General features: G+C 62.2%; 14 protein-coding genes. 10 read left to right on the top strand and 4 right to left on the bottom strand.

All coding sequences use genetic code 11. The features are described from left to right. The first annotated feature begins 179 nt into the window (after positions 1–179). The 5 genes from gatC (at position 180) to RAS12_RS23170 (ending at position 4386) form a co-directional block, all read left to right on the top strand. Positions 180–488, top strand: coding sequence for an Asp-tRNA(Asn)/Glu-tRNA(Gln) amidotransferase subunit GatC (gatC, locus tag RAS12_RS23190; protein ID WP_306941813.1), 309 nt, complete (start codon positions 180–182; stop codon positions 486–488). A 3-nt stretch (positions 489–491) separates the two neighbouring features. Next, positions 492–2009: an Asp-tRNA(Asn)/Glu-tRNA(Gln) amidotransferase subunit GatA gene (gene gatA, locus RAS12_RS23185; protein ID WP_306941811.1), complete on the top strand. Its 1518-nt coding sequence runs from the start codon at positions 492–494 to the stop codon at positions 2007–2009. A gap of 115 nt (positions 2010–2124) precedes the next feature. Further along, on the top strand, positions 2125–3582 hold the full coding sequence (gatB, locus tag RAS12_RS23180) for an Asp-tRNA(Asn)/Glu-tRNA(Gln) amidotransferase subunit GatB (protein ID WP_306941807.1): 1458 nt from the start codon (positions 2125–2127) through the stop codon (positions 3580–3582). A gap of 100 nt (positions 3583–3682) precedes the next feature. Then, positions 3683–3931 carry a hypothetical protein gene (locus RAS12_RS23175; protein WP_306941806.1) on the top strand — a complete coding sequence of 83 codons (249 nt, stop codon included), beginning with the start codon at positions 3683–3685 and terminating at the stop codon, positions 3929–3931. Further along, entirely contained in the window at positions 3928–4386 is a 459-nt protein-coding gene (locus tag RAS12_RS23170) for a type II toxin-antitoxin system VapC family toxin (protein WP_306941804.1), read from the top strand. Before RAS12_RS23175 ends, RAS12_RS23170 begins: the two co-directional genes overlap by 4 nt. Before the next feature lie 58 nt (positions 4387–4444). Here the strand turns inward: RAS12_RS23170 and pyrE are convergent, their stop codons facing one another. Further along, positions 4445–5131, bottom strand: coding sequence for an orotate phosphoribosyltransferase (pyrE, locus tag RAS12_RS23165; RefSeq protein ID WP_306941802.1), 687 nt, complete (start codon positions 5129–5131; stop codon positions 4445–4447). Positions 5132–5263: 132 nt separating this feature from the next. Between pyrE and RAS12_RS23160 the strand changes: the two genes are divergently transcribed. Then, a complete protein-coding gene (locus RAS12_RS23160; RefSeq protein ID WP_306941801.1) occupies positions 5264–6052 on the top strand; it encodes an exodeoxyribonuclease III in 789 nt (262 codons plus the stop codon). On the opposite strand, the gene RAS12_RS23155 is transcribed toward RAS12_RS23160, so the two are convergent. Then, positions 6034–6975 (bottom strand): LysR substrate-binding domain-containing protein, encoded by a 942-nt coding sequence (locus RAS12_RS23155; protein WP_306941799.1) that lies wholly within the window; start codon positions 6973–6975, stop codon positions 6034–6036. The two genes, RAS12_RS23160 and RAS12_RS23155, sit on opposite strands and share 19 nt — an antisense overlap. 105 nt (positions 6976–7080) lie before the next feature. On the opposite strand from RAS12_RS23155, the gene RAS12_RS23150 reads away from it, so the two are divergent. Both RAS12_RS23150 and gdhA read left to right on the top strand, forming a co-directional pair. Then, positions 7081–7692, top strand: coding sequence for a LysE family translocator (locus RAS12_RS23150; protein WP_306941796.1), 612 nt, complete (start codon positions 7081–7083; stop codon positions 7690–7692). Between the two features lie 427 nt (positions 7693–8119). Then, positions 8120–9466 (top strand): NADP-specific glutamate dehydrogenase, encoded by a 1347-nt coding sequence (gdhA, locus tag RAS12_RS23145; protein WP_306951584.1) that lies wholly within the window; start codon positions 8120–8122, stop codon positions 9464–9466. Positions 9467–9559: 93 nt separating this feature from the next. On the opposite strand, the gene RAS12_RS23140 is transcribed toward gdhA, so the two are convergent. Together RAS12_RS23140 and RAS12_RS23135 are read right to left on the bottom strand one after the other, a co-directional pair. Continuing rightward, complete coding sequence (locus tag RAS12_RS23140) at positions 9560–10051, bottom strand: copper chaperone PCu(A)C (RefSeq protein WP_306941794.1); 492 nt, start codon at positions 10049–10051, stop codon at positions 9560–9562. Between the two features lie 19 nt (positions 10052–10070). Then, positions 10071–10970 (bottom strand): LysR family transcriptional regulator ArgP, encoded by a 900-nt coding sequence (locus RAS12_RS23135; RefSeq protein ID WP_306941793.1) that lies wholly within the window; start codon positions 10968–10970, stop codon positions 10071–10073. Between the two features lie 147 nt (positions 10971–11117). On the opposite strand from RAS12_RS23135, the gene RAS12_RS23130 reads away from it, so the two are divergent. Continuing rightward, positions 11118–11750: a LysE/ArgO family amino acid transporter gene (locus RAS12_RS23130; protein WP_306941791.1), complete on the top strand. Its 633-nt coding sequence runs from the start codon at positions 11118–11120 to the stop codon at positions 11748–11750. Positions 11751–11836: 86 nt separating this feature from the next. Then, on the top strand, positions 11837–12778 hold the full coding sequence (locus RAS12_RS23125) for a LysR substrate-binding domain-containing protein (protein WP_306941789.1): 942 nt from the start codon (positions 11837–11839) through the stop codon (positions 12776–12778). Positions 12779–12831 lie beyond the last annotated feature (53 nt).

Raw genomic sequence — 12831 nt, 5'->3', positions numbered from 1 at the left:
TATGGCCCGAAAAAGGTCGGGTCCGCCTGTCATCACGGCGATTAAACCGTGAATCATAACTTATAATTTCACCGGAAATAGCGCATAAATGCAGGCTATTCAAGCTTTGTAACGGGATTGGGGCCTACATACTGCCCAGTTCCGCCCTTTGGCCTTCGCTTATCGATTTTGCAATCCCTATGGCGCTCAATGACACAGATGTGGCCCGCATTGCCCGGCTGGCCAGGATCGAACTGACCCCCGACCAGCGCAATCTTGCGCAGGCCGAGCTTAACGGCATTCTCCACCTGATCGAACGGCTTCAGTCCGTCGACACCCAAGGCGTCGAGCCCCTGGCCCACCCGCTGTCCGCCCACGAGGACATCGTGCTGCGTTTGCGTGAAGACGCCGTGACCGAGGCCAGCTCGGAAGCCCGCCGCCAAGAGCTGCTGGCCAACGCCCCCGACGCCCAGGAAGGTTTGTTCCTGGTCCCTAAAGTGCTGGACTGATCCATGACCAAACCCGCCTTGCATACCCAATTCGAGGGGATCGCCGGCTTGCGCGCGGCCCTCGCCCAACGCCAGATCAGCGCTGTCGATCTCGCGCAAAGCGCGCTGGCTGCGGCTGACGCAGCCAGTGGCCTGAATTGCTTTTTACATATTGACGCTGAATTGACGCTGGCCCAGGCCCGCGCCGCCGATGCCGCACTGGCTTCAGGCTCGGCCGGTCCGTTGGCAGGCATTCCCATTGCCCACAAAGACGCTTTTGTGACGCGGGGCTGGCGCACCACCGCCGGCAGCAAGATGCTGGAAGGTTACGTCAGCCCGTTTGACGCGACTGTCGTCGAACGTTTGGGCGCGGCAGGCGCCGTGTCGATCGGCAAGCTGAACTGCGATGAATTCGCCATGGGTTCCGGCAACGAGAATTCCGCGTACGGCGCCGTGAAGAACCCCTGGGACCACGCGGCTGTGCCGGGTGGCTCGTCGGGCGGCTCCGCCGCGGCCGTGGCCGCACGCCTGGTGGCTGCCGCCACCGGCACCGACACCGGCGGTTCGGTGCGCCAGCCCGCCGCCCTGTGCGGTGTCAGCGGCATCAAACCCACCTACGGCACGGTCTCGCGTTATGGCATGGTGGCCTTTGGCTCCAGCCTGGATCAGGCCGGCCCGCTGGCTGAAAGCAGCCGCGACCTGCTTGAACTGCTGGACGTCATCAGCGGCTTTGATCCGCGTGACGCCACCAGCCTGGAAAAGTGCGACGCCGCTGTGAACGAACCCGGCCGCGTGCGCCGCGATTTCGACGCCGCGCAAAGCCGTTTCGACGCTGCGGGCAGCCAACCCCTGAAGGGGCTGCGCATTGGCGTGCCGGAAGAGTACTTCGGCGCCGGTCTGTCACCGGATGTCGCCGCCGCAGTTGAAGCGGCACTGGCCCAATTCGAAGCGCTGGGCGCCGTGCGCGTGCCGGTATCGCTGCCGCGCACCGAACTGGCCATTCCCGCCTATTACGTCATTGCTCCGGCAGAAGCGTCCAGCAACCTGGCTCGCTACGATGGCGTGCGCTACGGCCACCGCGCCGCGCAGTATGGCAACCTGGACGACATGATCAGCCGCTCGCGCGCTGAAGGTTTCGGCGACGAGGTCAAACGCCGCATCCTGATCGGCACCTACGTGCTGTCTCACGGTTACTACGACGCGTATTACCTGCAAGCGCAACGCCTGCGCCGCCTGATCGCGCAGGACTTCCAGCGCGCCTATGCCGACCAGTGCGACGTGATCATGGGGCCCGTAACGCCTACCGTCGCCAAGAACATCGGCGACAACCGCGACGACCCGACCGCAGACTGGCTGGCCGACGTCTACACGCTGGGCGTCAGCCTGGCGGGCCTGCCTGCCATGTCGATTCCTTGCGGATTCGGCGCCGGCCGCCCGGTCGGGCTGCAAATCATCGGCAACTACTTCGACGAAGGCAAGCTTCTAGCCATCGCCGACCGCTTCCAACAAGTCACCGACTGGCACAAGCAATCGCCAACCTAATGATGCCCCCACGCTCACTCCGTTCGCTGCCCCCCGAGGGGGCTGCCAGCGCCTTGGGGCGGCCCGGCGCCGCTGGCGCGCTCCGCTGCGGCACTATTGATTGGAACTACAGATAATGAACTGGGAAATCGTCATCGGCCTGGAAACGCACACGCAGCTTTCCACCGACTCCAAGATTTTTTCGGGTAGCAGCACCCAATTCGGCGCCGCTCCCAACACCCAAGCCAACGTGGTCGACCTGGCGTTGCCGGGCAGCCTGCCGGTCATGAACCGCGGCGCCGCTGAACGCGCCATCCGCTTCGGCTTGGCCGTGGGCGCGACCATCGCGCCGCGCTCGGTGTTTGCGCGCAAGAACTACTTCTACCCCGACTTGCCCAAGGGTTACCAGATCAGCCAATACGAGCTGCCGGTCGTCGTGGGCGGAACGCTGTCGTTCTTCGTGGGCGAAGAAGAAAAGACCATCAATCTGACGCGCGCCCACCTGGAAGAAGACGCCGGCAAGTCCTTGCACGACGACTTCAACCTGGCCAACGGCGCCCCCGCCAGCGGTATCGACCTGAACCGCGCCGGAACGCCCCTGCTGGAAATCGTGACCGAGCCGGAAATGCGCTCGGCTGCCGAAGCCGTTTCCTACGCACGCGCGCTGCACAGCCTGGTTGTCTGGCTGGGCATCTGCGACGGCAACATGCAGGAAGGCTCGTTCCGTTGCGATGCCAACGTGTCCGTGCGCCCGGTGGGCCAGAAGGAATTCGGCACCCGCACCGAGATCAAGAACGTCAACTCGTTCCGCTTCCTGGAACGCGCCATTGTTTACGAAGCGCGCCGCCAGATCGAACTGATCGAAGACGGCGGCACGGTCGTGCAGGAAACCCGCCTGTACGACTCAGACCGCGACGAAACACGCAGCATGCGCAGCAAGGAAGATGCGCACGATTACCGCTACTTCCCCGACCCCGACCTGCCCGCGCTGGTGATTTCCAGCGCCTGGGTCGACGAAGTCCGCGCCGCCATGCCCGAATTGCCCGCCGCCCAGCGCGCCCGCTTTGAATCGGAATACGGCCTGACCGCGTATGACGCGGCTCAACTCACCGTGAGCCGCGACCTGGCTGCCTATTTTGAAACCGTGGCGCACGCGCTGCCGGCCGGCCAGGCCAAGCTGGCCGCCAACTGGGTCATGGGCGAAGTGGCTGCCGCATTGAACAAGGACGAAAAGGCCATTGCCGATTCGCCCGTGCAAGCGCCAGCCTTGGCCGCCCTGATCACCCGCATCATCGACGGCACCATCTCCAACAAGATGGCCCGTGAAGTCTTCGGCGCCATGTGGGCCGGTGAAAACGGCGGTGAGCCTGACGCCATCATCGATGCGCGCGGTTTGAAGCAAATCAGCGACACGGGCGCCATCGGCGCCATGATCGACGAAGTGCTGGCAGCCAACCCCGCCATCGTGGAAGAGTACCGGGCCGGCAAGCAAAAGGCGTTTAACTCGCTCGTCGGCCAGATCATGAAGGCAGGCCGCGGCAAGGCCAACCCGCAACAAGTGAACGACCTGCTCAAGCAAAAGCTCGACAGCTGATAGCCCCCTCGGGAATCAGACTGATAAAAGGCCGCGGCGCATTGCCGCGGCCTTTTATTTTGCGAAGAATGGGGATGCCAATACTTGCTTGGAGCCCCGCATGTCTGACTACATCGAAGTACCCCAAGAGGCCGTAGCAGATCGCCTCGAAAAACTGATTCTTGCCGCACAGAACGGCGCGCGAATTGTCATCAAGAAAGATGGCAAAGCCAGGGCATACATCCGCCCCGCAAATCCCGCAATGACTGCGGACGCGTATGACGCGCTCCTGGCACTCAAACACTTTCCCCGGGGCCCAGGTGTGTCCGATGAACAGATGCGCGCCTGGAAAGAGGAGGATCAGCGGTGAACACGGTACTGGACGCGTCTGTCGCTTTGGCTTGGCTTACCCACCGTAGCGATGCTTCGGAAGTCATGCTGGCACGCCATCTGTTCGAAGAAATCGAGCACTTCCATATGGTCGTCCCTCAACATTGGCGGGTTGAGGTGGCCAACGGCATGTTGCGCCTGCTGCGTGCGCAGCATGTGTCGCCCGCCAAAGCCACGTTGTTCGCGTACCAGTTGGACGCGCTTCCCATCCACATAGACAGGCCTCAGATACCCCATCAGTGGGGGCATATTCAGCAGATTGCACTGACTCACGCGCTAACGGCGTACGACGCAACGTATGTCGAATTGGCAGCCCGTTCAGGCAGCTGTCTTGCCACGTTTGATCGCAAATTGGCCGACGCGGCAAGAGCGTTCGGCGTACCGGTATTCGGGCAAGTACATGGCATCGCTGAAGCCATAGCCGTCTACGGTTAAATGGGCGTCACAACGCTCTGCCCATTCAACCGTTGGTTTCCTTGCTACCGCTACCGCGTTACTTCACCCCGTACTTCGTCCGGTACGCCTGCACCGCATCGCGGTTTTCGGCGAACGACGAGTCGTCTTGCAGCAGAGCCATGATGTCCGACAGCGAAGCAATTGCCACCACTGGAATGCCATAGGTCTTGGCTACGTCTTGCACGGCGGAATGCGCCGACAGCGCATCGTCCGGACCCGCACGTTCCATGCGGTCCATGGCGATCAGCACGGCGGCCGGCTCGGCCCCTGCATTGCGGATGATTTCCACCGATTCACGCACGGACGTGCCCGCCGTGATCACATCGTCAATGATGACAACCTTGCCCTTGAGCGGCGCGCCGACCAGGGTTCCACCTTCGCCGTGGTCCTTGGCTTCCTTGCGGTTGTATGCAAACGGCACATCGCTCTGGCCTTGCGTGGCCGGATGACCGGCCAGTGCCACGGCCGTTGCCGTCGCCAGCGGGATGCCCTTGTACGCCGGGCCAAACAGCATGTCGAATTCCACGCCGGAATCCAGCAGCGCCTGCGCATAGAACTGCGCCAGTTTGCCCACCGAACCGCCGCTGTTGAACAAGCCGGCGTTAAAGAAATAGGGGCTGATCCGGCCCGATTTGACCTTGAAGCTGCCAAAGCGCAGCACGCCTTCAGTCAGGGCAAAGCGGACAAATTCAAGGGAAGTGGCAGAGGAATTGGCGGCGGGCATTCGAGGGGGTCCGGTAGATGGCAAACCGCTCCATTTTATCCGTTGTCAGGGCTATTCTCGAACCGCCGCGCCGAGTCGGTTAAATTCCTGGCAATGTTCCGGCCCCACCGGCCGCTTTTCAGGAGTTTCGCTTTGCTGCGCATCACGTCGATCAATCTCAACGGCATCCGGTCCGCCTTTCGCAAGGGCCTGCAACCCTGGATGGAAAAACACGCCGCGGACGTACTTTGCCTTCAGGAAATCAAAATTGCTGATGGCGACCTGACCGACGACTTGCGCCATCCGCCAGGCTATACCGGACACTTCCACCATGCGGTCAAGAAGGGATACAGCGGCGTGGGCATCTACCTGCGTGACGCTGCGGAACGCGTGAACATCGGTCTGGACTGCGAAGAATTCGACCCTGAAGGCCGCATCATCCGCGCCGACTGGAAGAACCTGTCGGTTGTCAGCGCCTACCTGCCTTCCGGCTCCAGCGGCGAGGAGCGCCAGCAAGCCAAATATCGTTTCCTGGACCGCTTTGGCCCTTGGATCGATGCGCTGATGCATGAGCACAAAACGACCGGCCGCGAATTCATCATCTGCGGCGATTGGAACATCGCGCACAAAGAGATCGACCTGAAGAACTGGAAGGGCAACCTGAAAAATTCAGGCTTTCTGCCTGAAGAACGGGCGTGGCTGACAGACGTGTTCGACAAGCGCGGATTCGTGGACGTGTTCCGCACCATCGACGACCGGCCGGATCAGTACACCTGGTGGAGCAACCGCGGCCAGGCCTGGGCCAAGAACGTCGGGTGGCGGATCGACTACCAGATCGCTACCCCTGGCATTGCAGCGCGGGCACGCAACGTCGCCATCTACAAAGACGAACGCTTTTCTGACCATGCACCGCTGACGATCGATTACGACGCCACGCTCTGATCGGTAGCGCAGGCAACTGGGCCCGTTGCCTCCACAGCCTGCGCCGCCTCGGGCAGCGAGTTCGCTGCCTGCTGCCGCAGCCAGGCCAAAAATGCTGCTGCTCGCGGGTCGTCCCTGCAAGGCCGGGGCGACAGCAGAAAGTACGCCGAACCATCCCGGACAAAACCGCATGGCGCCGCCAGCCTGCGGTCGCGCAGCGCGTCTTGCACCATCAGCGCAGAGCCAATGGCAACCCCCAAGCCTGCCACCGCAGCCTGCAAGCTCAGATAGAAATGTTCGTAAGCGGGCCCCGTCTGGCGCGGCGCTTTCCGGCCCGACGCCTGCGCCCACTGCTGCCATGCCCTTGGCCGGGTCGCGCTGCCAAGCGCTGGCGCGTCAAACCAATCACCCGCATCTGCGCCCCCTGGCATTCCGGGGCGGCACACCGGGCCCGTCCATTCGTCGCAAACGCGCTCGGCATGCAATGCAGGGTCCCACTCGAAATCATTGCGGCGCAACGCCACGTCTACACCCTGCGCCGCAAAAGCCACCGGTCCGCCAGCCGCGTACAGATGCACCTGAATCCCGGGGTGCGTCCGCTGAAAGTCGGGCAAACGGGGAATCAGCCACATCATGGCGATGGTGGGTTCGCAGGACAGCACTAGCGGCGCGTCCGTTGCTGGCCGCCGCAGTTGCGCCAGGCCGGTATGCAGTTGTTCAAACATGGCCCGCGTCACATCCAACAACTGATGACCCGCATCGGTCAGATAAACAGCCCGATTGCGGCGGTCGAAAAGCGTCAACCCCAGCGCTTGCTCCAGCAGCTTTATTTGCCGGCTCACGGCGCCGTGCGTGACGTGCAACTCTTGGGCGGCTTTGCCAAAAGCCTGATGCCGGGCAGCCGCATCGAAAACACGCAAGGTATTGAGCGGGGGCAGTTTCATGGGAATAGGTGATTTTTCCTGACGGATATCAGGCATTAAAAATCGTTTTTCACCCAGACGCCAGCGCCACACAATGGGCGCCCCTTCTTTGACCGCCGCTCAACCATGACCGAACTGATTGCCGTCGCCCTGATTACCGTTCTTGCCGTCATCAGCCCAGGCCCCGACTTTGCAATGGTGACGCGTTACAGCTATCTCTTTGGCCGGCGCATAGGCTTGGTTTGCGCGCTGGGCATCGCGCTGGGTGTGCAGGTACATGTTTTCTACACAATGTTTGGAGTGAGTCTTCTGGCCCACTATGCGCAACCGGTACTGCAAGGCATCAAACTGGCAGGCGCCTGCTATTTGATCTACATGGGTTGGAAGACATTTTTCAACCGCACGCCTGTCAGCCGCGATCTGTCGGCGCGCCCTGCGATCTCCGCCTGGCAAGCGCTCTACGGCGGCTTTCTGACCAACGCGCTCAACCCCAAGACCACGCTCTTTGTGGTCAGCACCTACACGCAGGTGGTGTCGCCCGGCACTCCGTTGGCCCAGCAATTCGGCTATGGGATGTTCATGTCGTTCGCGCACTGGTTGTGGTTCAGCGTCGTGGCGTGGTCCGTGTCGTCGCCGGTGCTGCGCCGTGCATTGCTTGATCATCAACAGGCGGTTGACCGGGGCGTCGGCGCAATATTGATGGCGCTTGGCGCGGCGCTGGCGGTTGCGCAGGTCTGAGGCGAGGCAACCGCAGCTGAGAATTGTCAAATATTATTTAGGGACATATAGAAAGATGGCCTGCCCTCCACGGGCTGTGATAGTTGCACTAAACCCCTTATTCCCCAGGGAGATATAGAGATTTCAGCAGCTCTGAATTCGCGCCATAAATTGGGGACGCATTAATTTTCTCAAGGAAATCAACCGCATGCACTTTCACAGCTGAAACACACGTCTGCTGGGCTCCCCTCACGCACCTATGCGTCCCTTATATTTGCCTCAAAAAAGTGCTTTTATATCAAGGCGCTGGAGCACTTTTCGGCTTTGCGCAGAGCAACACAAGCCCCTACAATTCCGCACCATGCCGGTGCAGTTGCGCACCACAATAATTATTTCGCGCCCCATATCGGCGCATTCCGCACCTATTTGAAGCACCCCCGAGGAGATGATGTTGAAAGTGCAGAGTCTGGACGACTTCCTGCGTAGCGTCGCCGCGCGCGACCCGCAGCAGCCTGAATTCATGCAAGCCGTCCAGGAGGTGATGCTGAGTCTGTGGCCTTTCATTGAAAAGCACCCCCACTACGCCGAGCACGCCCTGCTTGAGCGCCTGGTGGAACCCGAACGCGTGATTCAATTTCGCGTGTGCTGGACCAATGACCAGGGTCAAGCCCAAGTCAACCGCGCTTTCCGCATTCAGCACAGCTCGGCCATCGGCCCGTTCAAGGGCGGCATGCGCTTTCACCCCTCGGTGAACCTGTCCATCCTGAAATTCCTGGCGTTTGAACAGACACTGAAGAATTCGCTGACGACGCTGCCCATGGGCGGCGGCAAGGGCGGCTCGGACTTCGATCCCAAGGGCAAGTCCGACGCCGAAGTGATGCGTTTCTGCCAAGCCTTGATGATCGAGCTGTACCGCCATCTGGGTCCGGACACCGACGTGCCCGCCGGTGATATCGGCGTTGGCGCGCGCGAAGTCGGCTTCATGGCCGGCATGATGAAAAAACTGTCCAACTCGACTGCCAGCGTTTTTACCGGCAAAGGCCTGACTTTCGGCGGCAGCTTGATCCGCCCCGAAGCCACCGGCTACGGCACGGTCTATTTCGCCGAAGAAATGCTCAAGCGCGTGGGTAAGTCGTTCGACGGTCTGCGCGTGTCGGTTTCGGGTTCCGGCAACGTGGCGCAATACGCCATTGAAAAAGCCATGTCGCTGGGCGCCAAGGTTGTCACCATCTCGGACTCGAACGGCACCGTCGTGGACGAAGCCGGCTTCACGCACGAGAAGCTGGTTGCCCTGATGCACATCAAGAATGACCTGCGCGGCCGCCTGGATACCTACGCCAAGCAATTCGGTCTGACCTACGAAGCTGGCAAGCGCCCGTGGCACGTGCCGGTAGACGTGGCCCTGCCCTGCGCGACCCAGAACGAGCTCGAACTGGCCGATGCGCAGACGCTGATCAAGAACGGCGTTCTGTGCGTCGCCGAAGGCGCCAACATGCCCGCCACGCTGGACGCCGCCAAGGCCTTCATCGCCGCGCGCGTGCTGTACGCCCCGGGCAAAGCCACCAACGCTGGCGGCGTGGCCGTTTCGGGCCTGGAAATGGCTCAAAACTCGGCCCGTCTGGCCTGGACCCGCGAAGAAGTCGATGCCCGCCTGCATGCCATCATGCGCGACATCCACGAAAACTGCGTCCGCCACGGCCACAGCGATCGTGAATACGTCAACTACCTGGACGGCGCCAACATCGCCGGTTTCGTGAAGGTAGCCGACGCCATGCGCCAGCAAGGGCTGTACTGATCTTCCGACACAAGCACTGAGGTACGGGTGCAGCAAAAAGGGGCGGCCAAAATGCTTGGACGCCCCTTTTTTTTGGAATTGCCGATCGCAGGATCAGTGTTTCATGGCGCCATGGTCGTGGCTCATGCCGGGGTTATGCGAGGCCGGCTTGACCTTGAACTGCACGGCCACTTCTCCCGCCTTTTCAAATTTCAGCGTGGCGGGGATCGTGGCGCCGTCCGTGAACGGCGCGCGCAGCTTGATAAACATGACGTGGTAACCGCCCGGACTGAGCTTGACCTCGGTATCGGCGGGCAAAGCGATGCCGCCTTCAACCTGGCGCATCTTCGATACGCCGTTCTCGGTTTGCACCGTGTGCAGCTCAACGCGCTCGGCGGCGTCCGACGACACCGACAGCAGGCGGTCTTCGGTCTTGGCGTCGTTGTCGATATCCATATATCCCGCGCCATTGGCCTGGCCCGGCGCGGACGCGCGCACCCAGAGATCGTCGACCTCGATCTGGCCAACCTTGTAGTCCTTCGCCCAAGCCGAACCGGCCGTACACAGGCCCAGGGCGGCAATGACTGCGAACTTGCGGATGTTCATGGGGTGTCCTCCTAGTGAGTTAACGCCGCCGGACCAAGCTGCGGGCGGCCGACAGAACCGAATCGGTCAAGGCTTCCATCGCCTCGGAGTTTACCCGCCAATGCTGCCAATACAGCGGCACGTCCTCCCAGGCCCGCCCCCGAAGCAGCATCAGCTGACCTGCATCAAGGTGCTCCTGGACCAGCGGCAACGGGTTCATGGTCCAGCCCAGTCCGCCCAAGGTGGCCTGAACGAAAGCGCGCGTGGACGGCACCCACCACACGGGCGGCTGCCAAGGCGCCGGATCTGCGATTTTGTGGGCAAAGCGCGCTTGCAGGGCGTCCTTGCGGTTAAACACCAGCACCGGCGCCTGCGCCAGCGTCTGCGCGTTCACGCCCTGCGAGAAATAGCGCTTGTGAAACTCGGGCGTGCACGTTGCCACATAGCGCATGCTGCCCAAGGCATGGATGCGGCAGCCTTGCACGGGCTCGGCCAGGGTCGTGACGGCGCCCAATACCGATCCATTGCGTAGCAAAGCCACCGTGTGATCCTGGTCTTCGGACAGCATATCCAGCGTGGCCCGGCTGCGCGCCGAGAACTGCAAGGCAGCGCCGACGAACCATGTTTCCAGGCTGTCGTGGTTGACCGCAATGGGGATGCTGGCATGCGGCACATCGTCATCCGACATCCCCAGCCGGTTCAGCGCGTCGTGTTCCAGCAGCGCGGTCTGTTCGGCCAACTGCACCAGCACCTGGCCGTCCGATGTTGCGGCGGCCGGCACCGTACGCTGAACCAGCAGGCGGCCCATACGGTCTTCCAGCGCTTTGATCCGTTGCGACACCGCAGACGGCGTGACGCTCAACGACAGCGCGGCCCGTTCGAAGCTGCCTTCACGCACGACGGCGGCCAGCGCGCGCAGGTTGCCATGATCGAGTTTCATAGATTAGTTTTACTTAATATAGTGAAGGAAAATTAGCTGTATTTCATATTAGATGCAAGGGACAATGTGTCATTGTCGGATTGCGCAATGCCTCCGGATCATCATCAAAGCGCCGCCACAGGCGCTGCAGTTACAGGTATTTGCATCATGTTCGCCACCTTGTCATCCCCCCTCTTCCTTACCGCCTGGGCCAGCGGAACCGCCACCGGGCTGGGCCTGTTTGCCGTCGTGGGCGCGCAAAGCGCGTTCATCCTGCGCCAGGGCCTGATGCGCGCGCATCTGCTCAGTGTGGTTGCCATCTGCGCGCTGATCGACGCCGTTTTTATCTTTGCCAGCGTGTCCGGCTTGCAGGCGCTGACGTCATGGTTCCCGTGGTTGACGACCGCCGTGCTGTGGTTCGGCGTCGTCTTCCTGTCCTGGTATGCCATGCAATCGGCCCGCCGCGCCTGGACCGCCAAAGGCGGGATGGCCGCTGCGCGTGACGTTGTGCCGTCCCGCCGCGCCGCGATGCTGGGCGCGCTGGGCTTCTCGTTGCTGAACCCGCACTTCTGGCTGGATATGGTGGTGGTGGGGTCGCTGGCGCACGGCTTTGACGACGCGCGCATGGCGTTCGCTGCCGGCGCTTTCACCGCCAGTCTGCTTTGGCTGGCCGTGCTGGGCATCGGGTCGCGCCTGTTCGCGCGTTTCTTCGCCAACGCCTCGGCCTGGCGCATCCTGGACGGTGTCATCGCCGTCATCATGGCCAGCTTGGCGGTCAGCCTCGCAATCAAGGGCATCTAAGAGGCGGCGCACGCCGCCGCCATCACTTTTATAATCGTCGCGTTGCCACTCTTTCGTCGGGCGCACGGCCGGCCCGCCAGACGATTATGCGCGGTTCATCTTCCTCTAAAGACGTGCGCCTGCCGCCCTTGGCCGCCATCCAGGCCTTTGAAGCGGCTGCGCGGCTGGGCTCCTTCGAACGCGCCAGCGAAGAACTCTTCGTGACCGCCAGTGCCATCGGCAAGCGCATTGCCGCGCTGGAAGCGCTGCTGGACGTATCGCTATTCATCCGCAGCAGCCGCGGCGCCACTCTGAGCGCCGCGGGCCGTGAATACCTGGACCAAGTCCGCACGGCGCTCGACTTGCTGTCAGACGCGTCGCTGCACAAGCGGGGGCAACCCAAACCCGCGCCGTTGCGCGTGGTCTCCACCCCCACCTTCGCCCGCCAGGTGCTGATCCCCTATTTGCCCAGTTTCACTGCCGCGCATCCCGATGTTGAGCTGGAAATCATGTTGTCCATTCCGTACCTGGACATCATGCCGCCCAACGCAGATGTGTGGGTACGTTTCGGCAGCGGAAAGTATCCTGGGCTGCACGCGCGCCAGCTGACGTTTGACCCGGTATTTGCGGTGTGCTCGCCGCAATACCTGGCTGCGCACGGCCCCGTCCGGCGCGCCGAGGACCTGGCCCATGCGCACCTGCTGCGCTGCCCGATGGAACCGTGGCGTCCCTGGTTGGCCGCGGCGGGGCTGGACTGGCCTGAGCCCTCGCGCGGCGTGTGGCTGGTTGACCTGGGCATGATGCTGGCGGCCGCGCGCGCAGGCCAGGGGGTCGCGTTGACCCGGCGCACACTAGCGGCAGAATGGCTAGACGAAGGCAAGCTGGTGCGCTTGCTGGACATCGACATTCCCGGTGAATCGCAGTACCACCTGTGCACCGAAATCTCGCGCCCGCCGGGCGGCGCAGCACAAGCGTTTTCCCTATGGCTGGAAGACGTCTGCAAACAAGCATCTCAATGGCCATGCGGCCTGCCAGCCGGTCAGGAATAAATTTCCAGTAAGGGGCGGAGTGAAATTCCGCCCGATGCCGCTTGGCGCTGGCT

Origin of the sequence: Achromobacter seleniivolatilans, assembly GCF_030864005.1 — a bacterium.
GTDB lineage: Bacteria > Pseudomonadota > Gammaproteobacteria > Burkholderiales > Burkholderiaceae_B > Achromobacter > Achromobacter seleniivolatilans.
Note: the sequence above shows the minus strand (reverse complement) of the source record. Positions and strands in the feature narration are given on the sequence as shown.

Bases quoted from the DNA above. Each gene is read 5' to 3' on its own strand.
- gatC (WP_306941813.1), top strand. From the start codon at position 180: ATGGCGCTCAATGACACAGATGTGGCCCGCATTGCCCGGCTGGCCAGG.
- gatA (WP_306941811.1), top strand. From the start codon at position 492: ATGACCAAACCCGCCTTGCATACCCAATTCGAGGGGATCGCCGGCTTG.
- gatB (WP_306941807.1), top strand. From the start codon at position 2,125: ATGAACTGGGAAATCGTCATCGGCCTGGAAACGCACACGCAGCTTTCC.
- RAS12_RS23175 (WP_306941806.1), top strand. From the start codon at position 3,683: ATGTCTGACTACATCGAAGTACCCCAAGAGGCCGTAGCAGATCGCCTC.
- pyrE (WP_306941802.1), bottom strand. From the start codon at position 5,131: ATGCCCGCCGCCAATTCCTCTGCCACTTCCCTTGAATTTGTCCGCTTT.
- RAS12_RS23155 (WP_306941799.1), bottom strand. From the start codon at position 6,975: ATGAAACTGCCCCCGCTCAATACCTTGCGTGTTTTCGATGCGGCTGCC.
- RAS12_RS23150 (WP_306941796.1), top strand. From the start codon at position 7,081: ATGACCGAACTGATTGCCGTCGCCCTGATTACCGTTCTTGCCGTCATC.
- gdhA (WP_306951584.1), top strand. From the start codon at position 8,120: ATGTTGAAAGTGCAGAGTCTGGACGACTTCCTGCGTAGCGTCGCCGCG.
- RAS12_RS23140 (WP_306941794.1), bottom strand. From the start codon at position 10,051: ATGAACATCCGCAAGTTCGCAGTCATTGCCGCCCTGGGCCTGTGTACG.
- RAS12_RS23135 (WP_306941793.1), bottom strand. From the start codon at position 10,970: ATGAAACTCGATCATGGCAACCTGCGCGCGCTGGCCGCCGTCGTGCGT.
- RAS12_RS23130 (WP_306941791.1), top strand. From the start codon at position 11,118: ATGTTCGCCACCTTGTCATCCCCCCTCTTCCTTACCGCCTGGGCCAGC.
- RAS12_RS23125 (WP_306941789.1), top strand. From the start codon at position 11,837: ATGCGCGGTTCATCTTCCTCTAAAGACGTGCGCCTGCCGCCCTTGGCC.